This is a genomic window from Pseudoalteromonas sp. J2K-J031 (assembly GCF_058197095.2).
Genome location: NZ_CM200280.1, coordinates 473,277 through 500,176 on the forward strand (window position 1 = coordinate 473,277; position 26,900 = coordinate 500,176).

General features: G+C 41.9%; 20 protein-coding genes. 8 read left to right on the plus strand and 12 right to left on the minus strand.

Features of this window, described 5'->3' with window-relative positions:
- Nucleotides 1-63 precede the first annotated feature (63 nt).
- From AC3KZC_RS19345 to AC3KZC_RS19360, 4 genes are all read left to right on the plus strand, one after another.
- Nucleotides 64-1,038, plus strand: coding sequence for a transposase (locus AC3KZC_RS19345; protein WP_518525926.1), 975 nt, complete (start codon nt 64-66; stop codon nt 1,036-1,038).
- Nucleotides 1,039-1,845: 807 nt separating this feature from the next.
- Nucleotides 1,846-2,226, plus strand: coding sequence for a hypothetical protein (locus AC3KZC_RS19350; RefSeq protein ID WP_518525927.1), 381 nt, complete (start codon nt 1,846-1,848; stop codon nt 2,224-2,226).
- A 386-nt stretch (nt 2,227-2,612) separates the two neighbouring features.
- Entirely contained in the window at nt 2,613-3,032 is a 420-nt protein-coding gene (locus AC3KZC_RS19355; protein WP_518525928.1) for an IS1096 element passenger TnpR family protein, read from the plus strand.
- 298 nt (nt 3,033-3,330) lie between these two features.
- Nucleotides 3,331-4,299: a transposase gene (locus tag AC3KZC_RS19360; protein WP_518525929.1), complete on the plus strand. Its 969-nt coding sequence runs from the start codon at nt 3,331-3,333 to the stop codon at nt 4,297-4,299.
- An 815-nt stretch (nt 4,300-5,114) separates the two neighbouring features.
- Here AC3KZC_RS19360 and AC3KZC_RS19365 read toward each other — a convergent pair.
- A protein-coding gene (locus AC3KZC_RS19365; protein ID WP_518525887.1) for an IS3 family transposase occupies nt 5,115-6,271 on the minus strand; the annotation gives its coding sequence in 2 pieces (ribosomal slippage) (nt 5,115-6,025 and nt 6,025-6,271; 1,158 coding nt in all).
- A gap of 208 nt (nt 6,272-6,479) precedes the next feature.
- Here AC3KZC_RS19365 and AC3KZC_RS19370 point away from each other — a divergent pair.
- Nucleotides 6,480-6,722 (plus strand): hypothetical protein, encoded by a 243-nt coding sequence (locus tag AC3KZC_RS19370; protein ID WP_490580177.1) that lies wholly within the window; start codon nt 6,480-6,482, stop codon nt 6,720-6,722.
- An 8-nt stretch (nt 6,723-6,730) separates the two neighbouring features.
- Here the strand turns inward: AC3KZC_RS19370 and AC3KZC_RS19375 are convergent, their stop codons facing one another.
- The 8 genes from AC3KZC_RS19375 to AC3KZC_RS19410 all read right to left on the minus strand — a co-directional run bounded on the left by AC3KZC_RS19375 (nt 6,731) and on the right by AC3KZC_RS19410 (nt 16,209).
- Entirely contained in the window at nt 6,731-6,979 is a 249-nt protein-coding gene (locus tag AC3KZC_RS19375; protein ID WP_490580178.1) for a hypothetical protein, read from the minus strand.
- Between the two features lie 341 nt (nt 6,980-7,320).
- Complete coding sequence (locus AC3KZC_RS19380; RefSeq protein ID WP_490580179.1) at nt 7,321-9,690, minus strand: beta-N-acetylhexosaminidase; 2,370 nt, start codon at nt 9,688-9,690, stop codon at nt 7,321-7,323.
- The gene (locus AC3KZC_RS19385; RefSeq protein WP_490580180.1) at nt 9,687-10,676 is read right to left on the minus strand and encodes a PfkB family carbohydrate kinase; all 990 of its coding nucleotides are present in this window, start codon (nt 10,674-10,676) and stop codon (nt 9,687-9,689) included. The genes AC3KZC_RS19380 and AC3KZC_RS19385 overlap by 4 nt, the downstream gene beginning before the upstream one ends.
- Entirely contained in the window at nt 10,669-12,117 is a 1,449-nt protein-coding gene (locus tag AC3KZC_RS19390) for a sodium:solute symporter family protein (protein WP_490580181.1), read from the minus strand. The genes AC3KZC_RS19385 and AC3KZC_RS19390 overlap by 8 nt, the downstream gene beginning before the upstream one ends.
- A 129-nt stretch (nt 12,118-12,246) precedes the next feature.
- Nucleotides 12,247-12,630, minus strand: a complete 384-nt coding sequence (locus AC3KZC_RS19395; RefSeq protein WP_490580182.1) for a RidA family protein — start codon at nt 12,628-12,630, stop codon at nt 12,247-12,249.
- Entirely contained in the window at nt 12,623-14,092 is a 1,470-nt protein-coding gene (locus tag AC3KZC_RS19400) for an N-acyl-D-amino-acid deacylase family protein (protein WP_490580183.1), read from the minus strand. The genes AC3KZC_RS19395 and AC3KZC_RS19400 overlap by 8 nt, the downstream gene beginning before the upstream one ends.
- Nucleotides 14,093-14,094: 2 nt before the next feature.
- Complete coding sequence (locus AC3KZC_RS19405; RefSeq protein ID WP_490580184.1) at nt 14,095-14,949, minus strand: MurR/RpiR family transcriptional regulator; 855 nt, start codon at nt 14,947-14,949, stop codon at nt 14,095-14,097.
- 12 nt (nt 14,950-14,961) lie between these two features.
- The gene (locus AC3KZC_RS19410) at nt 14,962-16,209 is read right to left on the minus strand and encodes an amino acid deaminase (RefSeq protein ID WP_490580185.1); all 1,248 of its coding nucleotides are present in this window, start codon (nt 16,207-16,209) and stop codon (nt 14,962-14,964) included.
- Nucleotides 16,210-16,951: 742 nt separating this feature from the next.
- Here AC3KZC_RS19410 and AC3KZC_RS19415 point away from each other — a divergent pair.
- Nucleotides 16,952-17,908 (plus strand): calcium/sodium antiporter, encoded by a 957-nt coding sequence (locus AC3KZC_RS19415; RefSeq protein WP_490580186.1) that lies wholly within the window; start codon nt 16,952-16,954, stop codon nt 17,906-17,908.
- A gap of 590 nt (nt 17,909-18,498) precedes the next feature.
- On the plus strand, nt 18,499-21,312 hold the full coding sequence (locus tag AC3KZC_RS19420; RefSeq protein ID WP_490580187.1) for a bifunctional aconitate hydratase 2/2-methylisocitrate dehydratase: 2,814 nt from the start codon (nt 18,499-18,501) through the stop codon (nt 21,310-21,312).
- A 239-nt stretch (nt 21,313-21,551) separates the two neighbouring features.
- Here the strand turns inward: AC3KZC_RS19420 and AC3KZC_RS19425 are convergent, their stop codons facing one another.
- Nucleotides 21,552-22,619 carry an endonuclease/exonuclease/phosphatase family protein gene (locus AC3KZC_RS19425; RefSeq protein ID WP_490580208.1) on the minus strand — a complete coding sequence of 356 codons (1,068 nt, stop codon included), beginning with the start codon at nt 22,617-22,619 and terminating at the stop codon, nt 21,552-21,554.
- A 312-nt stretch (nt 22,620-22,931) separates the two neighbouring features.
- On the opposite strand from AC3KZC_RS19425, the gene AC3KZC_RS19430 reads away from it, so the two are divergent.
- Nucleotides 22,932-23,330, plus strand: coding sequence for a hypothetical protein (locus AC3KZC_RS19430; RefSeq protein WP_490580188.1), 399 nt, complete (start codon nt 22,932-22,934; stop codon nt 23,328-23,330).
- A 126-nt stretch (nt 23,331-23,456) separates the two neighbouring features.
- On the opposite strand, the gene AC3KZC_RS19435 is transcribed toward AC3KZC_RS19430, so the two are convergent.
- Nucleotides 23,457-23,846 (minus strand): hypothetical protein, encoded by a 390-nt coding sequence (locus tag AC3KZC_RS19435; RefSeq protein ID WP_490580189.1) that lies wholly within the window; start codon nt 23,844-23,846, stop codon nt 23,457-23,459.
- Between the two features lie 469 nt (nt 23,847-24,315).
- The gene (locus AC3KZC_RS19440; RefSeq protein ID WP_490580190.1) at nt 24,316-26,736 is read right to left on the minus strand and encodes a PAS domain-containing hybrid sensor histidine kinase/response regulator; all 2,421 of its coding nucleotides are present in this window, start codon (nt 26,734-26,736) and stop codon (nt 24,316-24,318) included.
- Nucleotides 26,737-26,900: the final 164 nt, after the last annotated feature.

The following is a 26,900-nucleotide window of genomic DNA, read 5'->3' on the forward strand; positions in this document are numbered from 1 at the left end:
TCATTGAAAAATCACAGTACTGGGTCTAATTTTAATTAATCACTTCCTGTTTTGGTGGCTCACATGGCACAAGCAAGACGTTCGTTAATTGATTTAGACTCCACACCTTACTATCACTGCATTAGTCGCTGTGTTCGCCGGGCATTTCTAGCGGGTTTTGATAAATACTCTGGTCAAAATTTTGAACACCGACGGGCTTGGTTAGTGGAGCGCTTTAAACGACTATCGCAAGTGTTTGCCATTGATATTGCGGCCTATGCGGTGATGTCGAACCATTACCATTTAGTGCTTAGGGTCGATAGAAGTAGGGCATTAAACTGGTCAAAGGAGGAAGTGATTGAGCGGTGGTATCAGTTGTATCACGGCACAATTTTAGTTGACCGCTATCGTAAAGGTGAAAAGCTCGATGAAGCCTATATGTACAGCGTTGATAAAACGGTCGAAGTTTGGCGAAATCGTTTATATGACATCAGTTGGTACATGCGTAACCTAAATGAGTTTATTGCCAGAGAAGCCAATAAAGAAGATAACTGCACAGGGCGATTTTGGGAAGGGCGCTTTAAGTCGCAAGCGCTACTGGATGAACAAGCCGTACTCAGTTGCATGATGTACGTCGATTTAAACCCAATCAGAGCTAGAATGGCCAATAACCTGCAAGATAGCGACTTTACGTCAATTCAAGAGCGAATTACCCACTACAAAAAACAGACCACGTCAGAAAACACCGAACATGCTACCCAGCAACCAAAGCAACTCATGGCGTTTGGCAGTAACCAAAACAATCAAACCATTCCTTTTAAGTTATTAGATTATCTAGAACTTGCCGATTGGAGTGGGCGACATATTGACCCTAAAAAGCGTGGTGCAATCAGCAAAGCTCAACCCAAAATATTAGTCGAACTCGGTATAGAAACCGCCATTTGGCTCGAAGCCGTACAAAACTTTAGACGACAATATAGCAACTTTGCAGGCCAACCCAGTGCTCTTAGGCAATGCGCTCATCAACATCAACAAAGTTGGTATCGCGGAGTCGGTTAATTCGCACCTTTTAGCCTTCATGTAAGCAAGCTAGGCAGCAGCCTAGTTTTGTGATGCCTGAATCGGAAAGTTTCAGTCAATTTATGCACCTAAACGGTGTTGATAGTAAAAAGCCGTAGCATCACATTCTCTCAAGCCGCAGTTATTCAATCTTTCACTTCCCTTGCTATTAAACTTGGTCTTGTTTTTTAATACAAACTATTTAAAATCAATGAGATACTTGTGAGTGTCAAATATTTTTTATCCATGCTTCCACTTCCTCAAGCTGCAAAGCGATGCTTTGGCCTTTCGTCACCCCTGCGCCCCGACATCACGCTTTATCCTGCAAATAACCAATTGATGTGAACTAAACAGAAAAAAACAGCCATCAATTGGTTATTTTTAGGGCATGATCACGGGGGAATTGCTTGCATCGGCGTTAGATTTGCGTAGGTGCAAGCCTGCTTGCGAAGGCGAGCGAAGCTTGCCCGCTTTTGTCGGTGCTTTAGCCCGAATGTTGTTTAAAAACATGACTGGTTTTCAAATTGGTATCGTTGTCACACTGGCGACGGCAGCCAAAGAGGGGCTGCAGGGGTATTTTCATGTATGTGTGTATATACAGTGTTAATGAGTTTCTCGTATAGTCATGAAAACGAGCCACTGGGTCGTTTTCACTCCAAAGTAATTTTAGCCTTAGAGGAAGAAGGCTTTTTGTAGCAATATGTTATCCAATGTGATAAAAATTCCGGAAGTAGAAACTCGAGACGGTTCACGGTAGAAAAACGACCCAATCGCTCGATATTAAATGTTATATTCTCGGAGAGTACGGTGCATTCAAAAGGATTTTATATTTGCGGAACAATTGTGACTTTGCTTTCTTTTTTAATTATCTTTTTTGAGAAAATTCCGTACATAAAATATCAAGATGAATATATATCAGTAAGCTACGTTAAAAATGTTCACAACGACACTTTAGAGCTTGAGAAGAAAGCTTATGAGTTAGCAATTGAAAAACAAGACTTAGATATTTTGAAAGCCATTTATTATCAGCGCTTAGCTGCAGAGCAAGAGTCAATTGAGTTATCAATTAAAGGGTTAGATGTTGCAAAAGCTATAGCTCAACTGATTATCATTATTATGGTTAGTTTTATGGTAATAAGCTTTGCGAAGCACAGAGAATATAACAAGTCGTTAAAGCAGGACAAATAACAGTTGGCTTTTGCTCCTGCGTCGCTTATTTTAGCCAACATATTATTTGCCTCTTAACGAGGCGTTGAGGCTGTAGAATTACTCTTTTTTAAGAAAAACAGCCTGTTTTATGGGTTCCAAATGCATTACCTAATGCCTTAAAAGCGCTTAGGGTTGATTACAGGAGCTCGTTTTTTAGTTAAATTTGGCTGTTGGAGTAATTCTACAGTCTCGTTGAGGCTGTAGAATTACTCTTTTTTAAGAAAAACAGGCTGTTTTCTGGGTTCAAATGCATTAGCTAATGCCTTAAATGCGCTTAGGGTTGGTTACAGGAGCTTGTTTTTTAATTGGATTTGGCTGTAGGAGTTATTCTACAGCCTCGTTAGGTAACACGGTAAAGTCTGAGTATGATTGAAACTTTAAAGATAAAATTACTTGATGGTATGCACGCTCATAATGAATGGGAATGTGCTTTAGAAATCCCGATTGACCATAGCTTAGATGAATTACATCAGGCAATTTTGTGTGCTGTAGGTTTTGGTAATGACCACATGTATGAGTTTTGTATTGCGAGCTCTTATTATTCTAGAAATGCGCAGCGCATATCATGTGATGATGACAAAGTAACTAAAGAAACAATTGAAACTATATTCTCAAAAGCAAAAGGCAAGAAGCTCTTTTATATGTTTGATTATGGCGATAGCTGGTTGTTTCAAATAAATAAAAGTCGTAAAAAGTGTTTTAGTGAAAAACCGGATACATTTTATCCTAGAGTGGTACACGAAAGCGGTGTTAAACCAGAGCAGTACCCTGAGTGGGGTGAGTAGTGTTACCTATCAAGTTGCTTAAACGGAGAAATAACAGTTGGCCATCGCTTCGCGATTGTAGCCAACCATTATTTTCCGCTTAGCAAAGCGTTGAGGCTGTAGAGATACCCATTTCAGGAACTGATTATACACTTCTTTCCTTGCTTTATTTTTAACCTTGAACCCACCGAGAGACTGTGATCTAATAGATATTATTCACCCATGGAAATAGAAAATACAGACACCCACAAATATCTTGTTGAAAAACCACAGTACTGGGTCTAATTTTAATTAATCACTTCCTGTTTTGGTGGCTCACATGGCACAAGCAAGACGTTCGTTAATTGATTTAGACTCCACACCTTACTATCACTGCATTAGTCGCTGTGTTCGCCGGGCATTTCTAGCGGGTTTTGATAAATACTCTGGTCAAAATTTTGAACACCGACGGGCTTGGTTAGTGGAGCGCTTTAAACGACTATCGCAAGTGTTTGCCATTGATATTGCGGCCTATGCGGTGATGTCGAACCATTACCATTTAGTGCTTAGGGTCGATAGAAGTAGGGCATTAAACTGGTCAAAGGAGGAAGTGATTGAGCGGTGGTATCAGTTGTATCACGGCACAATTTTAGTTGACCGCTATCGTAAAGGTGAAAAACTCGATGAAGCCTATATGTACAGCGTTGATAAAACGGTCGAAGTTTGGCGAAATCGTTTATATGACATCAGTTGGTATATGCGTAACCTTAACGAGTTCATTGCCAGAGAAGCCAATAAAGAAGATAACTGCACAGGGCGATTTTGGGAAGGGCGCTTTAAGTCGCAAGCGCTACTGGACGAGCAAGCCGTGCTCAGTTGCATGATGTACGTCGATTTAAACCCAATCAGAGCAAAAATGGCCAATAACCTGCAAGATAGCGACTTTACGTCAATTCAAGAGCGAATTACCCACTACAAAAAACAGACCACGTCAGAAAACACCGAACATGCTACCCAGCAACCAAAGCAACTGATGGCGTTTGGCAGTAACCAAAACAATCAAACCATTCCTTTTAAGTTATTAGATTATCTAGAACTTGCCGATTGGAGTGGGCGACATATTGACCCTAAAAAGCGTGGTGCAATCAGCAAAGCTCAACCCAAAATATTAGTCGAGCTCGGTATAGAAACCGCCATTTGGCTCGAAGCCGTACAAAACTTTAGACGACAATATAGCAACTTTGCAGGCCAACCCAGTGCTCTTAGGCAATGCGCTCATCAACAAAGTTGGTATCGCGGAGTCGGTTAATTCGCACCTTTTAGCCTTCATGTAAGCAAGCTAGGCAGCAGCCTAGTTTTGTGATGCCTGAAAACCCGATAATTCGGAAAGTTTCAGTCAATTTATGCACCTAAACGGTGTTGATAGTAAAAAGCCGTAGCATCACATTCTCTCAAGCCGCAGTTATTCAATCTTTCACTTCCCTTGCTATTAAACTTGGTCTTGTTTTTTAATACAAACTATTTAAAATCAATGAGATACTTGTGAGTGTCAAATATTTTAGGGTATAGAAACTGCTGTGTGGCTTGAAACCGTACAAAATTTCCGGCGGCAATACAGTAACTTTGCTGGCCAACCGAGCGCGCTTAGGCAATGTGCCCATCAACATCAACAAAGTTGGTATCGCGGAGTCGGTTAATTCGCACCTTTTAGCCTTCATGTAAGCAAGCTAGGCAGCAGCCTAGTTTTGTGATGCCTGAAAACCCGATAATTCGGAAAGTTTCAGTCAATTTATGCACCTAAACGGTGTTGATAGTAAAAAGCCGTAGCATCACATTCTCTCAAGCCGCAGTTATTCAATCTTTCACTTCCCTTGCTATTAAACTTGGTCTTTTTTTTTAATACAAACTATTTAAAATCAATGAGATACTTGTGAGTGTCAAATATTTTATTTTTTATTATTTTTTATCGCATAAATACTAAGATATTATACATCTAAAGGAGTCTGGATGAAAATTAATGAATTTGTGGAAGTTTCATTTAAAGAAGGGGCTACTTTCATTTTTCAAGTTGACTCGAATGAAATCGTTTATCAGTGTAGTCCTTTCTCTGGTAAAGTGTTCTGGTCAACTCCAACCGGACACTTTTCTAAAAGAGATTTCAAAATCTATCGGTGACTGATCAGCATTTGCCGAATGCAGTCGTTCTACATTGTAATATTTCATATATTCCGCCACATCATCACGCATATGTTGACGGGTTGGCTGTGGTACTTTTAACAACCAGTCATGCTTTAAACTACCAAAAAATCGCTCTACAACAGCATTGTCCCAACATGCTCCCACATCACCCATACTTGCTCGACAGCCCAATTGTTTTAATAAACGTCGATAACCTTTACTGGTATATTGCGAACCTCTATCGCTATGAAATACCAAGCCTTTAGGTGGTTTGCGCAAGTTGTAAGCCTTTAAAAATGCTTTCTCCACTAAGCTTCGCGTCATTCGCTTAGATATGTTCCAGCCGACGATTCTGCGAGAATACAAATCCATTACCACTGCGAGATACAGCCAACCTTCGCCTGTTTTAAGATAGCTCACATCACCTGCCCAAACTTGGTTTGGCCCCACAGGATTAAAATTCATATTAAGCAAATTGTCAGCCACACTCTCACTGTACTTACGCTTTGTGGTGACCTTATAAGCCAGACGTTGCGTCACATGCAGCTTCAGTCGCGCCATTAACTTAATGGTGCGATAACGTGTGATACTAAACCCTTCTTTGCGTAGCGCTTTAGCTAACTCTCGACTACCTAGGCTGTTTCGACTGGCCTTGAATAATGCTTTAGCTCGACGAAACAATGCGAGTGTATCGGCAGTGATAAGCTCACCAGGACTTTTAAGCCAAACGTAATACGCTGATGTACTGACCTGCATCACTTTGCACGCCATCGAAGTAGGATATTTCGACACAAGAGTCTTGATAAATGAGTACCTTACTTCATTTCTTTCGCAAAGAAGGCGCTGGCCTTTTTTAGGATTTCACGCTCCATTAATAAGCGTTTATTCTCTTTGCGTAACAGCATAAGTTCGGTGCGTTCATCGACAGATAAGGTATCACCTTGTGCCTGCTTTTTGTGTTTAGAAACCCAGCTGTAAAGGATTTTATCTGTGATACCTAAAGAAGCGGCTGCTTGAACTATTGTGTAACCTTGCTCAAGCACCAAAGCCACTGCTTCTTGTTTAAAATCGTTTGGATACTGCTTATTTATTCGTTTAGTCATATTCACCTCAATAATGGCATTATATTCCTTTATTAAAGTGTCCTGCTAATTCAACCACAACAAAGAATTTGTCTCTGTTAATGGAAAACTAGTTTCTGAAAGCCAGAATTACAAACTGAAATCTAATCATAAATTCATGGTAGACGGTGTTGAATATGAAATTACCTTCGAGAGTAAAGATTTAATTAAGGGTCGAAATGAGTGCTCTTTGAACAAAGAAGGCGTGCTGGTAAAACTTTATAAACTTAAATATATAAAACCACCCAAAAAGCCACTCTATCACTGGATACCCCCTATAATTCTGGGCGCTTTAGCAGGAATTGGGATTGCTCAAAGAGTGCTTCCTATTTGGCTATGTATTGCATTTGGCGTATTGGCTTTTGTTTTAATTTTCATTTCAGAGCTCAAATCAAGTATAGAAAACTGGGATTGTGAAGTTGTCGATGTATAACAAACAGTTTAAAAGCGGACAGCCCCAGCTGGCTGAATTTCTAAACCGAATTCATCTGAGCCCTCGTACGCTGTTTCATATTCAACGCCAAGGCCAAGCCCAAACGCCCAGCCATTATTGCCTTTTGTGAAGTCATCAACTGAGGGTAAAGGTACTAAAACTGTTTTTTCATCTTGTGCGAATGCGGTGTTAAAGGGGGAGATAAAGGTGCTTATGGTGATTAGAATGGCTAAGAGAACAGCTGAAATTTTGTTCATTTTTTATGTCTCTAATGTGTAGTAAAGCGCAATCAAACGCTCTTGTTTGTTTAATCAGTATACGCATGCTTTTGAAAAAAGTTCATTGATTGGCAAATAAAAGCTTGGCAGAGTCATTGATTGGCACTGAAATTTTATACTGAAAAAAACTGCCAATATGTCTGGTGTGATATGACCTGTCGGGCTAAAGCTCGACCTACAAAAAGCGGCAGAGCTGCACCCGACTTGGCAAGCAGGCTTGCACCTGCGCCTCTCAATTCTAACTCCGAAATCAAGTTCTTAAATAAAGTTCAAGCGCCACTGCAGCGCGTTAATCTGCGCTAAACAAGTGTGGTTTTTTGCTATAAACACAGTTGTTGGGCGCGTTTTAAACGGTTAATAGACGCAATAACGTGCGTGATGGTGCCATTATGGTTTTTAACTGGGGTTTCAACCTCATTGTTAGCCATACCGTTAAAGGCGCCCTTCACTGCCCCCTTCGTCTCGCTCCCAACTGCTAACGTGTGATACTGCTTTAGCGCTTGTACTATGGCAAGATAACTCGCTTGCAACTCATTTATAGACATAAACAGCTGGCGATTTTTTTCAAGTTCATTTTGCCATGTTTGCAGTTGCGCTTGTATGCCCACCAGCGCAGTAGCGGAGCACTGTAATTGATAATCGGCAACCTGATAATCAAAGTGTTTTAACGCCAAGCTTTCTACAGGGAGCGCGTCGACTAATTTATTAAGGGGGGCCAGTTGGTGATATTCATCACGTAAATAGGCCAAATGGTGCAAGGTATAATAATGAGCTGGCTCAATCAGTTGGCTAAAGGTGATTAGTGCATCCATGTTTTTTACTGTCCCACCCGCCACCTGTTGCAGCCGCTTTACCAATTGTTGCTGATGCAATAAGCCCACTTGTTCATCAGCATAACGGTGCATGATTGCCAGCCGTTGATACATATCGCGCTCATTGGTGAGGGTTGGCGATGACCAAAACCGCTCGGAAATGGCATACAGCCTTGGCCACAATCGGGTATCGAGGTTCTCGGTTGTAATGAGCTCAGACCAAATAGTGGCCTCACCGCCCAGCACATTGCCGCTTTGCTCACGCTGCTGCTCGGCAATTAATTGGCTATTTAAGTGCGCAAGGCTAGTTTTATTGGTTTGCGCGGCAAAGGTGTAGGGCGTATTGCCAATAAAAGCGTCGAGTTGGCTGTTTTGGCTAAGTGCAAAACGCAGTTGGGTTGGCCCCATCCAAGTATCGAGCGTAACCTGATACACACCGTCAGTGTGCGTGATATTGTGACTGATAAATTGCCCTTTGCCGTTTATTTCAACACGGGCAAAGGTTGTATTGTGTTGATTAGTAAACACATCAACCTGCCCAGTAACGGCACTGCCTTTTAATCGGGTGAGCGTAAACGTAACACTGCCTTTGAACGTGTGCGCCACCACTTTTTTTGTTAGCGCGGGTACGGGGTGATTACGATAGTGGTAGCTCGTCCACTGGGGCTGGTCGATATAAAAGCCGCTAGAGAGCAAACCATCGAGCCCTGCCTCGCGAATAGCCGCTAATGAATGGTGGCCACGCCACGATTGCACTAAGGTATTTTTCGGTAAACTCGGATGCAATACCTCATCCCAACCAATCATTTTTTTGTTGTATTTGGCTAAAATGGTGGCAACGCGTTGATTAAAATAGGCGTGCAAGGCTTCGCTGTCGTGCAGGTTTTTAGCGTGCATATACGCTTGTATTTGGCTGTTTGTTTGCCAGTCGCTGTCGTCCACCTCATCGCCGCCAATGTGTAAATAAGGGTCTGGAAATAACCCCGCAAGTTCTGCCACTACCTCATCAACAAATTGATATACCTTCGGATTGCTTGGGTCAAGCAGGGGTTTAAATACGCCCCAATGACGCTCCATTTTAGTTAAAGTTGTACCGCTACCAAGCTCTGGATACGCTAAAACAATCGCGCTGGCATGGCCTGGTACATCAAACTCGGGCACCACACGAATACCTAACTGCGCCGCATACGCGACCACGTCTTTAATTTGTGCTTGAGTATAAAATAGCCCATCGGAGGCCTTTTGGTGCAATTTAGGGTAGCTGTTTAATTCAATGCGCCAGCCTTGATCGTCGGTTAAATGCCAATGAAAAACGTTGTATTTAGCCGTGGCAAGCCCGCGCAAAGTGCGTTTGACATCCTCAATCGGCAAAAAATGGCGCACGCTATCAAATAACAACCCGCGCCACGGGTATGTAGGGCTATCGGTAATGGTGAGATTAGCCAGTTGCTTTGGTTTTTCAGCCAAAAACACCAACTGCGATAAAGTGGCAAGGCCGCGCAACATGCCGTATTGATTGGCACTGCTTAAGGTGATGACCTGATTTTCAATACTCAAGGTATAGCGTTCATCCATACCTAAATACGGCAAAGGGGCATCGAGCTTATCGACCTTCAGTTGCAGCAGGGCGTTGCCCTGTGCGGCCCATTTAATAGCAGAAAACTGCGTTGCCAGTTGAGATTGCGCCAATAATGACGCAATTGTGGGTTGCTGCTCTTGAACAATATGCACTGTCAACACCTCCTTTAGCTCGGTGTGGCCCTCTAGCAAGGTCACTTTGGCCGGCATTGGCATCAGGGCGGGTGTTGCATTGGCCAAATTGAACGTAAATAAAGTACTTAATGTGACAAAAAACACAAGGTGAATACACCGATTCATAATGATGATCCTTCCAAAGGCAACTCAGCGGTCGAGCGAGGTAAAATACTGGTCGTGACAATAGCGCCTTTACTTGCGATCACTTGTGCAGCAAGGCGCTGCGCTGTATTGATAGCAACCTTGATAGGTTGGCCAAGCAAATATTCTGCTAAAAAGCCAGCTGCAAATGCATCACCTGCGGCGGTGGTATCGACCACGCTCGCAACAGGGGTAACGGGGTAGCGCTGCGCTGTGTTTTGTTGCGCTGCATTGTGATTTTTCACACTGTAGGGGGGCCTATTTTGCATGACCAAGGTGTCATCAACGCCCTGTTTTATCACGACAAGGGCATGGCAGTATGTCTCATAAAACCTGCATAATTGCGCTTCACTACAATGGCCAAAGACACCAAAGTGGTCGTCATTGGTGACAAAAATAATATCCGCAAGGTTAAAGGCTACTTGATAACAGTGCTGCGCCTGTGCTTTATTTGACCAAAGTACCTCACGGTAATTACTGTCAAAAATAACTTGCCCACCCGCTTTTTTGTACGCCTCAACATGCGCCATAAATAACTGCAATGCGGCTTGATCTAAAATCGCCATGCTAATGGCCGAAAAATACAAGTAATCGCACTGTTTTTGTTTTAATGCGGTTAAAAAAATCTGTTGCTGATCAAGCTCAAAAAAGGTTCTGGCAGCGCTGTTTTTACGATTGTAGTGAAACACTCTATCGCCACATTCATCGGTAGTAATGCCATAGATACCGAGAGTGCGAGCTGTCGAGTGTTGCAAATACTGCAAATTTAATCCTTGATGCAGCCACAGGGTTTGAGCATGAATACTGAGCTCATCACACCCTATGGCACTGACAAACCCCACCTCGGCGCTGCGCCATAACAATCGCTTTAAATACACCGCCGTATTGTAAGTATCGCCACCAAAGCGCACGTCATTATCAGGCGAGAGTTCTTGCATGGCTTCACCAAAAAAAACGATATTAATCATGCTGCATCTCCTCACGCTGGGCTTGTAGCTTAGCCAGCGCCTGTGATGATGTCGTGGCTTGAACTGGGGTGAGCAAAGTCACAATCACCGATAACAGCGCAGAAATCAGCATGGCGGGAATGATCGGGTTGCTCCAATAAGCCAGCCAATTGGGCGTTAAAATAATTGCGAACGAAACAAGTAATGAAACAAACAACGCTGTCATTACCCCTTGCCAATTAAAGCGTGGCCAAAAATGCCCAAGCAATACCGCAACACATAAACCCGACATCAAAGTGGCAATCATATTGGTGATATAGCCAATCACATCATCGGTTAATAATGCGAGCAACAGCGCAATGCTGATTGTCATCACTAAACCCATGCGTGACAGCATCACTACTTCATTGGCATGAGGCATGCGCTTAAATACCAAACTATAAATATCGCGAATAAGCACGCTCACAGCGGCAATGGCATCGGAGCTCGCACTTGAAATCGTAGCCGACAGCCCCGCTATAATGACTAACGCCGCCAAGCCAAATGGTAAAAGCTCCATCGCCATGTAAGGAAACGAATACGCACTGTTTTCAAGACCGGGATTTAACTTATAGGCCGCCATGCCAATAATCGCAGGCACAATAGCAAACGCTAAATATAATCCGCCAGAGGTGTAAAATGATTGCCGAATACTGCTTACGTGTTTGCCCGAATAAATGCGCTGGCGAAACGAAGGCGCAACAAGCACCCCGACTAACACGGCAAAAAATAACGACAGGCCATGCACTAGCCCTACTTTATCAAGGGATAAAAAGCTTTGATTGAGCACAGGCTGGGCGCTGGCCATTTCGGCAACACCCCCAACTTCATAAAGAGCGACACCTGCCATCAAGAAAAAACCAACAAACAAGACTAACGCCTGAATTGAGTCCGTCCAAACCACAGCCACATAACCGCCAATCACCACATAAATGCTAAAACCCAGTGCGATAATTAATTTTGCCCAAAAAGGGGATAATCCAGTTAACCACGCAAGGTACATCCCGCCGCCCAAAATATGTGCCCCAAGCCACCCAATGCTGGCAACAAAAATAAAGATGGCAATGGTATTTTTTACCATGGGGTGTGCGCCAACATAATACGAAACTTCTTCGCTCATCGTCATAAACTGGTGTTCGCGCACTGGCGCAAATATTTTGGCGAGCAGTAAAATGCCGCACGCACCGCCAAGGCCATAAATCATGCCAGCCCAGCCATTTAAATAAGCAAAGCCCACCGCCCCCATGGATGAACCCGTGCCCACCATGGTTGCCACTGTTGTGCCTAGGGTTAAAAAAAACGGTAAATTACGCCCGCCCAGTAAAAAGTCATCGCCCCCTTTGCTGTTGCGACTGACCCACCAGCCAAACCAAATCATAAATCCTAAATAGCCCAAAAAGGCCATAAGTAATTGCCACTTCATACTACGCTCTTTTATTATTATGCTGTTGATGAAACGTAAGCTGCTTAATTTAATTGTTTTTTTATTGTGTTATTAAGCAGTGAGACTCAATGACGATTGCCAATGAGCTCGCTAAATAAGATTGCTCTGCTAAGGCCCTTTATAACAGGTGACATCGACTTCAACTTTACAGTCAACCACTAAGTCAGCCACGGCACAAATACGTGCAGGCGGGTTGGCACCAAAATATTCTTTAAACACTTTATTAAACGATTGAAAATAGCGTGAGTCGGTTAAAATCACTGTCACATGCACCACATCTTTAAGCTCATAACCGGCTTCGGTCATGATATCGACACAGTTTTGAATCGCTAAACGCGATTGCTCGATAATGCCCCCTTCAACCACTTCGCCATCTTTCATCGGTGTTTGCCCCGAGACCATTAACCAGCCTCCCGCTTCAACCGCGCGAGCAAAAGGTAAATGTTGCCCACCCGTGCCCGTGCCACCTTCAATACCTATGCGTCTAATCATGTTGTTTTGCTCCTTGTGAGGCTAAAAATTTGCCCGAAAATGCCGGTAAAATCTGTTTGTCTTTTAATGTGGTTTGCCCGTTTGTCCATACGCGGTGAATACCCGATGCAGGGAGTGTCGAATCTACAAAGGTGGCGTTATCGATAATTTTATCAGCGTCAAATAGCACCAAATCAGCAAAATTCCCGACTTTAATCACGCCGCGATCACGCAAGCGATAATTGGCGGCACTTAACCCCGTCATTTTATGAATGGCCGTTGCGAGCGAAAAAAGCCCTTGCTCACGACTGTAATAGCCAAGCACCCGTGCAAATGAACCCCATAAACGGGGATGTGGATGCGGATCGCACGGTAAACCGTCTGAACCAATCATGGTTTTCTCAAAGGCCAAAATGGTTTTTACATCGCCTTCGTTTAAGCCGTGATAGACAGCGCCAGCCGGTTGGAGTTTTTTCGCCGCATCAAGCAAGCTCATGCCCCATTGCTTGGCGATATCGCCTAATAATTGCTCGGCCATTTTTGGATGCGATTCTGACCAAGTGATAAAAATATCAAAATCATCGGTCACTTGATTTAAATCTAAGGTGCTGGAGCTTGCTGCATACGGGTAGGCATCGCAGCTGCACTTTGAATGCTTGCCTCGCTCGGCAAATTTGGCTAGTAACTCAGGCGCGCGCCCCCAGTTGTTTTTACCTGCGCATTTTAAATGCGAAATAATCACTTTGATGCCAAAGTGTGTTTCCATCGCAAACGCTTCGTCCATCGCGGTGAGCACGCCATCAAATTCGGTGCGTAAATGGGTGGTGTAAAGGGCATCGTATTTTTTTAAAATATCACCAAAAGCATGTATTTCTTGTTCTGGGGCGCACTTGGCATTGTGATAGGCAAGCCCTGTGCTTAACCCTAATGCGCCTTGGCTAATGGCTTGCTCAAGCTGTTGTTGCATGGCTGCTATTTCATCCGCATTCGCAGCACGCGCTAAGTTATCCATTACATTGTTACGTAACGTAGTGTGGCCAACCAAGGCAGCAACATTGACATTGGCATGTTTAACATTAAAAGCGCCGATGTAATCGCGCAGTTGGCCAAAAATAAACTCTGACTTAGCGCCCAATAAATTCATGGGATCAGGCGCATCGCTTTTAAGCGTTGCTGGGGCGGCACTAATGCCACAGTTGCCAATAATAACGGTTGTCACCCCTTGGCTGATTTTGGCAGCCATGGCAGGGTTGCGCAGCAGCTCTAAATCATCATGGGTGTGCACATCAATAAAGCCTGGGGCTAAACATAAGCCATCGGCCATTATTTTATGCGTGGCGTGTAAATGTGATAACTCGCCAGCGGCCACGATACGCTCGCCTTTAATCGCTACATCCATGCATGTGGGCTCATTGCCAAGCCCATCAAATACCCAAGCGCGATAAATGATTGTATCAACAGTGTTTGAGTGTCCATACTCCATCGTTAATCTCCTAATGGGACTCTGTCTGGCCCTTGGCGGTATTCATTTAACTCGTGTTTAATACGGCGTAATTTTTCGCGCGATTTTTTCTGAGTCAAAATTGCCACTTCGCTGGCTAATACATCAACGGCCGCTAACATGGCGTATCGCGCAGTACTTGGGGTAAAAATATAATCCGATTCATTGGTTTTAATCGGTAAATGAAGCGTTGCGACATCAGCAAGTGCGCTGCCTGGGCAAATTGCAATGACTTTGGCGCCATAGTCTTTGGCAATACTGGCGGCATCAATTAAATCTTGTGGTAACCCCGTCAGTGACAACACCAGCACTACATCACTGACATCAACGCTTGCTGCGGTCATGCGCATCATCACTGGGTCGCTGTAGGCATTACTTAATACATCAAGGCGAAACAAGCGGTTATGACATTCTTGTGCCACCACAGAGCTTCCGCCACCGACACCAAAAATAAGCGTATGGCGACTGCCTGCAATACACCGTGCCGCCTCTTCAACATCAGATTGCTCAATCAACCCAGCATTTAAATCTAAAATATCGTGAATGGCTTTATAAATTGCCGGAATGTCTTCTCGCTGCGATGAAGTATTTTCATTAATAAAACGCTCGCCGACCGCTAACGATTGCGCCAATTGCAATTTCATATCTCGCACATTGTCACAATCGAGCGCTTTGGCTAAACGCGTTATCGAGGCATGGCTGACATTGGCACGCTGTGCCAGTTCAGTAATACTGGCCGATGCGGCAAACTGTAAATTTTCTAAAATCAATTGTGCGACATGCTGTTCTGATTGGCGCAAATGCCCAAGGCGCTCTTTAATGCGCGAAACAATATCCAATGGATTATTCTCCTAAAAATAGGTCTCAAAAATATCAACAACGGTATAGCTATCATCTATCACGTTGATATAACGCCACTTATCAAATGTAAGGCAAGGGTGCGAAGTCGCAAAAGCAATCATATCGCCCACTTTTAACGGGTAAGTCGGATCAAAGCGCAGCATGGCGTGTTGATCCATTATTTTTTCAATGACCCAATCTGACTTTGCTTGGTTCACTGTGCCATATTCATCAATGTGTAAACTTGGTATGGGCAAGCCCGCATCAAAGGCCGCATCGCGTTTACCCATACCAATAATGGCACGACCAGCTTGTGGAATTGATTGTACATACGCCCAGATTTCTAAACACGACTGTAAGTCACTGCCGATATTACATGCCAAAGGGCTGCGCGCTAATACATCTTGCTGAGCCAGCTCATAAATACCTTGATCATGTGCCACATAACACCCAGGGCGAATAACCGGTATCATGTTTGTAAGTAAGTTTGGGGGTGAAAATGCCTCGCACACCAAGTCATACCATGTCGACCCGCCAGCGGTGATCATCACTTCTTCAGTATCAAAAACCTGATCGGCAATTAAGGCTTTACACTGGGCCACAGCCTGCGCTAAAAACGTTTTAACACTCGCTTCGTCGGGTAATACGCCTTCATAGACTTCAATGCCCGCCAGCTGCAACGTACTATATTGCTTAATCTGCTTAATTAACGTCTTTAATGTTTCAGGCTCAACCACACCGCAGCGCCCTCCAGCCACACCTAACTCAATGAGTATTTTGAGTGTTAAACCCAGCGGCTGAAAAAAAGCCCCTAATGCAGCAACGTTATCGCTACTATCGACCAAGCAATAAAACTCAATGTCGTGCTGCTGTAGCAGCTGTGCCAGTGCATTAAAATTGGCACGACCAATCAATTGATTAGCCATAATGACTCGCTTGGCTCCTGCTGCGACCGCAATGACAGCTTGATGAACCGTTGCCACAGTAATCGCATACGCACCTGCATTGAGCTGTTTTTTAAATATTTGCGGCGACATCGTAGTTTTACCGTGCGGTGAAAACTTAACCTGGCTTTGTGCAGCAAACTGTGCCATCCACGCAATGTTATTATCTAAACGGCTTTGATAAATACACGCGCACGGCAAGCTCACATCGTGTTGAGCAACATTCCACCCTAGGGCTTTAATTGTATCGTGCGCACCCAATCCCTTGTTCAACCGAAAGGTTTTAGCGCCCTCTTGTGTCACAAACTGTTGCATAACTAAAAACTCTTATTATTTTAAATCATCAGGTTAGGCTGAAAGCATACATTCTATTTAAAAAAAAGATCCAGTATCAATAGAATCGCAGTTGCATTTTCAAGAAAAGTGATGTTAATTAATAACACAACAACAATCAACTACTGTTATTAATTAACCTTGAATGTTAGACGTGAAATAAACAGATTAAACGCATAAACGGGGACAAGACTCAGAATGCGACAGACCAAATTTGGTACACTTCTGCCCAGAAGATGAACAAGCTTAAATTCAACCATTGAATAACGCTGTGTTACCAAATCAAAAACCAGTACAACCCCCCTTGAGTTGTACTGGTTTTTTTACATCAATGTGAGCACGTTTAACACTCTATACATCTGGCTACAAAATTAAACATTTTCAGACAAATTACCCACATACATATTTCACAATCCACCGCTATTATAGGTACAAAAAGCACAACTTAAAGATGTAAACAATTTTCTAATACCTACAACCCTCGCTCTCGAGGCTGTTAATTTTAAGCATCTTAAAAAGAGCGTTTCCCCTTCAATTAAGGCGCTTTTTTATCTGTGATGATTGGCCGCTAAATCTTTACAACTTTATTTTAAAATTAGGCCCAAGCTCGCTATTTATTAGTGTTTAAACCAAGTATGCTCCGCACGTTAAAGTTGCTTTACTTTAGCTCTCTCTACATTTGAATATTAGGTTCAAATCTGAATTATCTGGTAATGGTGAAAATATGACGTTAGCAATTATGGCAATTGTGTTTGGCTTGGCGTTACTCGTATGGAGTGCGGACAAGTTTATTGATGGTGCGGCCGTATCGGCCAAGTATGCGGGTTTACCGCCTTTATTGATTGGTATGATCGTGGTGGGTTTTGGTACTTCAGCCCCAGAAATGGTGGTCTCAGCGATGGCTGCAATGGATGGTAACTCCGACCTCGCTTTAGGTAATGCGATTGGGTCTAATATTGCCAATATCGCATTGATTTTAGGGATCACAGCTCTTATCTCCCCCATCATCGTAAAATCAGGCATTGTCAGTAAAGAATTACCCATGCTACTAGTGATCTGCTTAATATTTGGTGGCTTAATTTTAGATGGTGATATTTCTCGTCTTGATGCATTTATCTTACTGGCCGGATTTTTTTCAGTATTAATTTGGTCGGTTAAAAGCTCTAAAACAACCCCTGACGATGCCCTCAGTGATGAAGTCGACGAGGCGTTAGCAACCAACGAGATGCCTCTTAAAAAAGCAATTTTGTGGGTGATTGTCGGATTAGTATTACTGATTATTAGTTCTCGTTTTCTGGTTTGGGGTGCGGTCACGGTGGCAACAGAGCTCGGCGTCAGTGAGCTTATCATCGGCCTAACGATTGTTGCTCTTGGTACGTCATTACCCGAACTTGCCTCTTCTATCATGGCTGCACGCAAAGGCCAGCATGATATTGCGATAGGCAATATTATCGGTTCAAATATGTTTAACATTTTGGCTGTAGTGGGGATTGCAGGCATCATTGCACCACTCAATGTCGCTGCTGAAGTATTATGGCGAGACTGGGCTGTGATGATGGGATTAACCATTGTGTTGTTAAGTATGTGTTTTGCGATTAAAAATCGCTCTAGGATCAATCGTCTTGAAGGCTTTTTGTTAGTCTCAGCCTACATCACTTACAGCGTATTTTTAGTGTTATAACTAAGCAAGTTCTCACCTAGCCGCACCATATACTTTTGCGGCTAGGTTTTTTATTTAATGGGATACAATATTTAGCACCTTTGTCTTACTTTTCATCCCTCGTTTTTAATCTGATGTTCCCCGCCACACACAGGCATAAAAATCTCAAAGCGTTTAAAATTCAGCCTGTCCACAATGAATGTTAATTCTGTGGGAAATACGCAAGATAGCCGGTGTTTCGCGATGATATGAGCAAAGTTATACGCATCTGCTTATCAATATTATCTTTGTATCTCACGCTTTAAGCTATTTTTTGAACTACAGTAAAGGCTCAAAAAACGCTTTGCTCATTTTATAAAGGGTGCTTTTTGATATTGAGCGCCGGCTACATTCACAAAATAAATAACGAACATTTATTTCATATATACAAATTATGATGTAAGTGCGATACGATCTATAATCGTGTAGTAGATATCGTCAAAATATCGCAAGTAAAACCAGCTATTATTGTGGTTGGGCACAAAAGCTTTTTTCATTTGGGCATTACGAGACACTGTAAAATCAGTTAAAATGCTTAACTTCATATCAAGTAAAAATACCGAGAGTTTTCTATGAGTTTGTATACAAAATATATGGAAGAAATCCAAACCCGTAAAACGGAACTTGGATTAAACCCAAAACCAATCGATAGCGCAGAGCTACTATCTGAAATCATCGCTCAAATCAAAGAGACAACCAATGAGCACCGTAAAGATTCATTAAATTTCTTTATCTATAATACGCTGCCAGGCACAACAAGTGCTGCGGGCGTTAAAGCACAATTCTTAAAAGAAATTATTTTAGGCCAAGAAGCGGTTGCTGAAATCAGCGCTGAATTTGCATTCGAACTACTTTCACACATGAAAGGTGGCCCTTCTATCGAGATCCTGCTTGATTTAGCATTTGCTGATGATGCAACAATCGCCTCACAAGCCGCTGAAGTACTTAAAACACAAGTATTCTTATACGATGCCGACATGGCTCGTCTAAAAGCTGCTTTTAAAGCAGGCCACCCAGTTGCAAAAGATCTACTTGAAAGTTACGCGAAAGCCGAGTTTTTCACTAAGCTGCCTGACATCGCTGAAAAAATCGATGTAGTCACTTATATCGCTGGTGAAGGTGATATCTCTACTGATTTATTATCTCCAGGTAATCAAGCGCACTCACGTGCAGACCGTGAATTACACGGCAAATGTATGATTACTCCTGAAGCGCAACAAGAAATTGTTGAACTTCAGAAAAAACACCCAAATGCTAAAGTAATGCTGATTGCAGAAAAAGGCACGATGGGCGTAGGTTCATCACGTATGTCGGGTGTAAATAACGTTGCACTTTGGGCTGGTAAACAAGCTAGCCCATACGTGCCATTTATTAACATCGCGCCGGTTGTTGCGGGTACAAATGGTATTTCACCTATCTTTTTAACCACAGTTGATGTGACTGGCGGTATTGGTCTTGACCTTAAAAACTGGGTTAAAAAAGTAGACGCAAACGGTAACACAGTGACAGATGCAAACGGTGATCCAGTACTTGAAGAAGCTTACTCCGTTGCTACGGGTACTGTACTTACCATTAATACCAAAGAGAAAAAACTATACAACGGCGACAAAGTTCTTGCTGATGTATCGTCTGCATTCAAACCACAAAAAGTTGAATTTATGAAAGCTGGCGGCTCTTATGCCGTCGTATTTGGTAAAAAGCTACAAACGTTTGCCGCTAAAACTCTAGGTATTGATACACCACTTGTTTATGCACCTGCAAAAGAAATATCACATCCAGGCCAAGGTTTAACTGCGGTTGAAAAAATCTTCAACCGTAATGCTGTGGGCGTATTATCTAAAACACCACTACACGCAGGTTCTGACGTACGTGTAAACGTAAACATTGTTGGCTCGCAAGATACAACTGGCCCAATGACGGCACAAGAATTAGAAGCAATGGCTGCTGCGGTTATTTCACCAATTCTTGATGGTGCATACCAATCAGGTTGTCATACAGCATCAGTTTGGGATAGCAAAGCACAAGCTAATATTCCTAAATTAATGGCGTTCATGAATAAATTTGGTCTGATCACAGCACGTGATCCAGAAGGCGTTTATCATGCAATGACCGACGTAATCCATAAAGTATTAAACGATATTACGGTAGATGACCGCGCTATTATCATCGGTGGTGACTCACATACTCGTATGTCTAAAGGCGTAGCATTCGGCGCAGACTCAGGAACTGTAGCATTGGCACTGGCAACAGGTGAAGCAGCGATGCCAATTCCAGAATCAGTGAAAGTAACCTTCAAAGGCAGCATGGCCAAGCACATGGATTTCCGTGATGTTGTTCATGCAACGCAAGCGCAAATGCTTAAACAGTTTGGCGGCGAAAACGTATTCCAAGGTCGCGTAATTGAAGTGCACATTGGTACTTTAATGGCTGACCAAGCGTTTACGTTCACTGACTGGACTGCAGAAATGAAAGCGAAAGCGTCAATCTGTATTTCTAACGACGAAACCTTAATCAAGTCAATCGAACTTGCGAAAAGCCGTATCCAAATCATGATCAACAAAGGTATGGATAACAAAGCGCAAACGTTACAAGGCTTAATTAATCTTGCTGACAAACGTATTGAAGAAGTTAAATTGGGCACTCAACCAGCTCTTGCTCCTGATGATGTAGCAAAATACTACGCAGAAGTGGAAGTGAATCTAGATGAAATCGTAGAGCCTATGATTGCCGATCCAGATGTAAACAACGATGACGTGTCTAAGCGTTATACACATGACGTCATTCGCCCTGTTTCATACTACACAGACAAACCAGTTGACTTAGCGTTTGTGGGTTCATGTATGGTACATAAAGGCGATATGAAAATCATTGCACACATGCTGCGTAACCTTGAAAAGAAAAACGGTTCTATCGTATTTAAAGCACCGCTTGTTGTTGCGCCACCAACATACAACATTGTTGATGAACTAAAAGCAGAAGGCGACTGGAATATTTTAGCTAAGTACGCTGGTTTTGAATTTGACGATGCAAAACCAAAAACAGCTGCACGTACTAAGTACGAAAATATCTTATACCTAGAACGCCCAGGCTGTAACTTATGTATGGGTAACCAAGAAAAAGCAGAGCCTGGTGACACTGTAATCGCAACGTCAACGCGTCTTTTCCAAGGCCGAGTTGTAGCCGATACATCAGAGAAAAAAGGTGAATCACTGCTAGGTTCTACACCTTTGGTTGTACTTTCAAGCGTATTAGGCCGTTTCCCAACAATTGAAGAATACAAGTCTGCGGTTGAAGGCATCGACCTTACTTCGTTCACACCGGTTGAAGAAGCAATGACAACTAAGTTCAGTGCTGAGCAAGCAGTACCTGTGAAGGTTGTTAACTAATTCGAATGAGTTAATTGACTAAAAAAGCGCGGCTAACGCGCTTTTTTTATGTGTTGATGAGTAAAATTGACATAATCATGGCAATCATTTCATTCTAAAAATGGGCTCATAAAATACCAAGTCATACCACTCTTAACCATTATATTGCAGTTTTTGAATTGATTTTTCGCAGCGATAGAACACATGAGTATTGGTCTATTTCGCTTCAACCTTACTCATATATACGTTTAGCATCTGCGTTAGCGCCTTAATGTCAAAGTCACTAATACTACGCCATGATCGGTACTTTGATCATCACGTTCAAAGAGCGGATTAATTAAATGGCGGTCGGCGGTGTGGTAATTACTTACTTGAAAAAAGCTGCCCTGATAACCCGCATCAAATTCACATGACAATAAAATATAATCAAGCACGCTATGTGTAGCGCCAAAATAATGTGTTGGAGTCCTGAATAAATCAGTCCTAGGTTCTATTACTGAATTACTCGCTTTTTCATCATTGACACCTAACTTAGCGGCATCGTTCGCCCGCCCTTTTTGATATAAATCCCACGCATCACTTAAACAATATTTAGCCAAATGTGCCGTTTGTTCGCCATGTAAAACAAACCGTAGGGTATTAGTCAACAAATGACTAAGCACTCCATCAGAAAGGTTATTGTTAAAATCACCCATTAAGACCATTGGCAGCTGGGTTGCTTCACGTCGCACAATCATATCAATCATTAACAATGTGGCCTCGCTGCCACGTTGTATCGTCGACGCCCAACCTCCAGCTAGCTGGCTTTTCAAACCTTCGATGATGGCTTTTTGTGCAGAATATTCGGTGTTGTATTGATCAAATTCAAGCATTGAGCGTTTAGATTTAAAATGAACCACGTAGCAATCGGTGTGGCCAATGTGCGGCACATCAATGGTGGCTCTGAGTATTTGTCGGCTAAACGAAAACCCAGCAACTAAGCCAAGCAGAGCGACAATCTCGCTATCAGGCATAACCGCTGCAGTTTCTACAATCGCGAAACGCGAGGCAATCGCCACCACAGGGCTCTTATAAATGAAGCCATCAATAACTTCAGGCTGGTCAATCACAGCAAAATACGGGTAGCCTTGTGCAGCCACTAACGTCTGTAATGACTCAATGCTAAATACTTCTTGGAAACCAATAATATCTGGTTGATATTCAGACAGGTAATTGGTAATCCAGCGTTGTTTTTTCGCCCACTGCTCAGCTGTATATATACGTTCGAATTCATAAAATGCATTCGGAGGCTCAAGGTAATTGAATAAATTAAAGGTTGCGAATTTAATGTCAGTCGGCGCTAAATCACCGGTGTTATCTGTTACGCCCGACAGCTGTGCCGTATGTATTTTAAAACCAAGATTGCTAATAGCACCCACCACTTAAAATATAAAAATAAATAACAAAATTAAAAAGATACAACTTATTTATTATAATTTTATACGACCATTTCACCTTGTGCGATCAACAATAGCCCCTCCTCATTAATACCTAGGCATCGCAATACTATAAAAAAGGTATTTTAACAATTTAAAACAGTTTGATAACAGCATTAAAACTATAAACAAATATTCTAGCGAAAAAGTAAACGGGGAACTAAGTTGAAACGAATCTTTAGAACAGCGATTTTCATCACAACATCAACTGTCATAACAGGCTGTAGTGCTCCTGTACATTATGAAGAAGTTTATGATCCCAAGTGCGACCATATTTATAAAGTAATTCAACCGTCACCGAATCAATACCGCGCAAAAAATACCTGCACTACCTCTGATTGTTTTTTTATTCGCGGTTTAATTCAATTAGCGGGCGAGTCAGTTGATGATATCAATCGGGCTATCGTGCAAAAAGCACAGTTCACTCAATACAGAAAAGCGTGTGTAAAAAAAGGCATTATTATCACGCAACCACCAAGCAGCGAAATTATCAACATTAAGTCTCAAAAAGACTCTGCGAAAAAACATAATGATGAGATTTTAGAACAGATTGAAGTGTATTAAATTAAATCAACCATTGATATGGTGTACTGCACAAATAACGTTTATTGACTCTCACAACAGACTATCCGTTTTATAGACAATAAAAAGCGCCCTGTAGGCGCCTTCATTTATAAAATTATATTTTTATTAAGGCTCAATACCACAATAAGGACCGCCTTCTCGCACCCAAACACGGCGCGGCTCAGTTCTACAATTGTATTTCTCTGTTTCATATACTGTTTTAGTTGAATGACTTTGGTAAATTAAATTAAATCGGTTTAATGTTGGACACTCGATATGACCTTCATAACTGCGAAACAACTCTCTTGGCTCACCATAACCAGTGAAGTTTTTCTCGATATATTCACAGGAAGTGACTTCTTTTATAACAGGTACTTGCCTTTCATCACACACTTGAACATTGTAATATTCCCAATGACCACAATTTGCTAATGCAGCCGCTTCAACATCATTATTATTTGCATTTGCGTTACTAGCCAGCAACCCCAAAAATAGTAAACCTAGTACTTTTTTCATTATAAAATCCTTTAACTTATTGAAATATCTATCATGAGCAAAGAGATAAACTTAGCGCCAATCAAGGTACGTAAATAAGGTACACCCATAAAATTAACATTTCAATAACTTTTGTACCTTTAATTAAATAAACCATAGTGTGATGACTTGTTTTTTTTACAAATCAACTTGAAATAGTTAACATTTTTAAAACCTAGGTTATAGGTACGAATTTTGAAGATAACAAAACGAGTGGGTGTCTAAATTGCAGATCTATTCAAAATTTAACGCTCCCCTATTGCGTTAAAAATAACAGCCAAAAGTAAACCTCGAATAAAGTTACTGACTAACAACTTATGATTTGTAGGCTTTATTAGCAGACGGGCCAATGAAATCTTGCCCCAAAAAAGCGAGAATTTAAGAAGCCGAATAAAAGACGCGACACAAAACTAAAATAATCATCAGCTTCGTGCCTTTTAAGTTTTCATGCTTATAAAAAGTACTGCTTAAGCACGCCATATAAACTTTTCATATCGATGGGCTTGGCTATATGTGCAACAAAACCTTGTGCCAAATATGCTGTAACATCATTCGCCATGACATTCGCTGTTAAAGCAATGACGGGGATTTGTTTATTTATCTCTTTAATTTTTTGTTGCGCCTCTACCCCATCCATCTCTGGCATATGAATGTCCATTAACACCAAATCAAAGCCTTGCTTTTCAAATAGTTCGACTGCTAAAAGCCCATTTTCGACCATTGTGAGTTGTGCATGAGTGGCCTTTAACATCGTTTGGATTACAATTTGATTGATTTTATTATCTTCTGCGATAAGTATTTTTTTACCGCTCAAATCGGGTGCCAGCAACGATTGAGGTTTTTTTTCCTTAACCGAAAGAGTCGTTTTCTCCAAAGGTAATAACACGTTAACTTTTGTTCCCTTTTCAAGCTCACTGGTCAACTCAATATGGCCCCCCATTAACGCCACTAGATTACTCGTTATTGACATTCCAAGCCCCGTGCCACCATATTGCCGAGTTGTGGAAGTATCAGCCTGTGAAAAACGCTCAAATATTTTTTGTTGTACCTCTTCATTCATCCCAATGCCCGAGTCAATTACCGCAATACATAAAGCTTGCTTGTCGTGATAACGCGAGTGACCTATAGTGACCTGAACGCATCCTTGTTCGGTAAACTTTACCGCGTTTGAGGCTAGATTTAATAAAATTTGTTTGACCCGAACAAAATCGCCAAGCCAACCATCAACAAATGATTCATCTATAGTAATTACAAAATCAAGACCCTTCTTACTGATTTGTGAATCAAGATCATATTTAACTGAATCAATCACTTCTAGCAAAGAAAAAGGTGCGTATTCTAGCTCAAGCTTGTTCGATTCAATTTTTGAATAATCTAAAATATCATTAATAATGGTGAGCAAACTTTGCGCTGAATAAGAGGCGTTATCAAGTATGGTGCGTAAATTCCTATCAAGGCTGGCATTTTGCAGTAATTGTAAACCACCTAAAATAGCATTCATTGGAGTGCGGATTTCATGGCTCATATTAGCTAAAAAATCACTTTTAGCCTTTACTGCATTTTCAGCAGCTAATTTAGCTTTGGCTAATGTATTGATGGCTTCCACTTTCTCACTAACGTCATAGTTAACACCCACCACTTTAATTGCCTGTCCTTGTTCATTTTTTAAGATTTCGGCACTGGCTTTAATTGTCTTCACACTACCATCAGGATGTATCACCCTAAATTCAGGGCTATACTCACCACCACCAGCCACTGCAGACGCTAACTTCGCTTTAGCCTCTTCAATATCATCAGGATGAACACTGTTTTCCCATGCATCAAAAGCACCTGAAAACTGCTCTGGTAAAACACCGTACAATTTGTACATCCAATCATCCCAAACTAACTCGTTGCTTGCTAAGTCCCACTCCCACACTCCAATACCAGCAGAATCGTTCGCCAATTGCATGGTCCGAGTGCTCGCGTCTGCTTGCTTTTTCGCTTCAATTAATTGTTCTTCTGTTGTTTTCTGTTTCGAAATATCCTGAACAACGGACCAGATAAAATGGTTTCCATTCTCGTCAGTTATTTTTATGCCCGATAATAAAACAGGATAGGGAGTACCATTTTTATGGATATATTCTTTTTGGTATGGGCCATATCGGCCTGTTTCAGATAGTAAACTTAATTGCTGTTGCTCTTGTTCTTGATAAGATTGTGGCGTGAGTTTCCAATAATCCATGTTATTGAGTTCATCTACGTTATAACCCGTAAAACGACTAAACTCGCGATTAACATAATTAAAAGCACCATTATCAAATGCATTGATAGCAATTCCAATGGGGGCTAAATCGACAAAGATCTCAAATTTTTGTTTTTCAAGTAGGTAAGCGCTTTGATAGCGTTTAATATCAGTCAATGCCTTACTTAGCTGCTCTTGTGTGTTTACAAGCGAACTCACATCGCGACCAATAGCCAATAACAAGTTAGCACCGTTTAATTTCACAGCAGTTAGCGACACCAAACATGAAAATTCAGAACCATCTAATCGGGTGTGCGTCCATTGAAATAACTCTGAACCATTACGAAAAGCATTTTCAATGTGTGCTTGAGCCAGCGCTTGTGAAGCCCCACCACAAGGCTGGTATTGGGGGGATAAGTCCGCTGGCCTTAATTTTAGAAACGCATCTTGACTCGAAACACCGTGCAGAGCAACCGCAGCTTGGTTACATTCGACAAATTTGCCCGTGTTTAAATCAATAATCGATAAAGCATCGGCAGAGACATCAAAAAGTGTCTTATATTTGTCTCGCTCGAAAGTAAGATGTTGAATTTGAGCCTTTAGGCGCTCATTTTCTTCTTCCAACAGAGTATGTTGAGTGTTTGGCATTTCTTACTCTCAAATTGTTTATCGTTGCTGCAACCATACAAATTACTTGTATAAAAGTAGCATAAAACAGCTTGAAATATAATTTAGGTTTCGCTGAAATCAATTATTACCATATAAAAGTATTGATGCGTTTTTGCCTCCTTGCTTAGGTTACCCACTTTTTT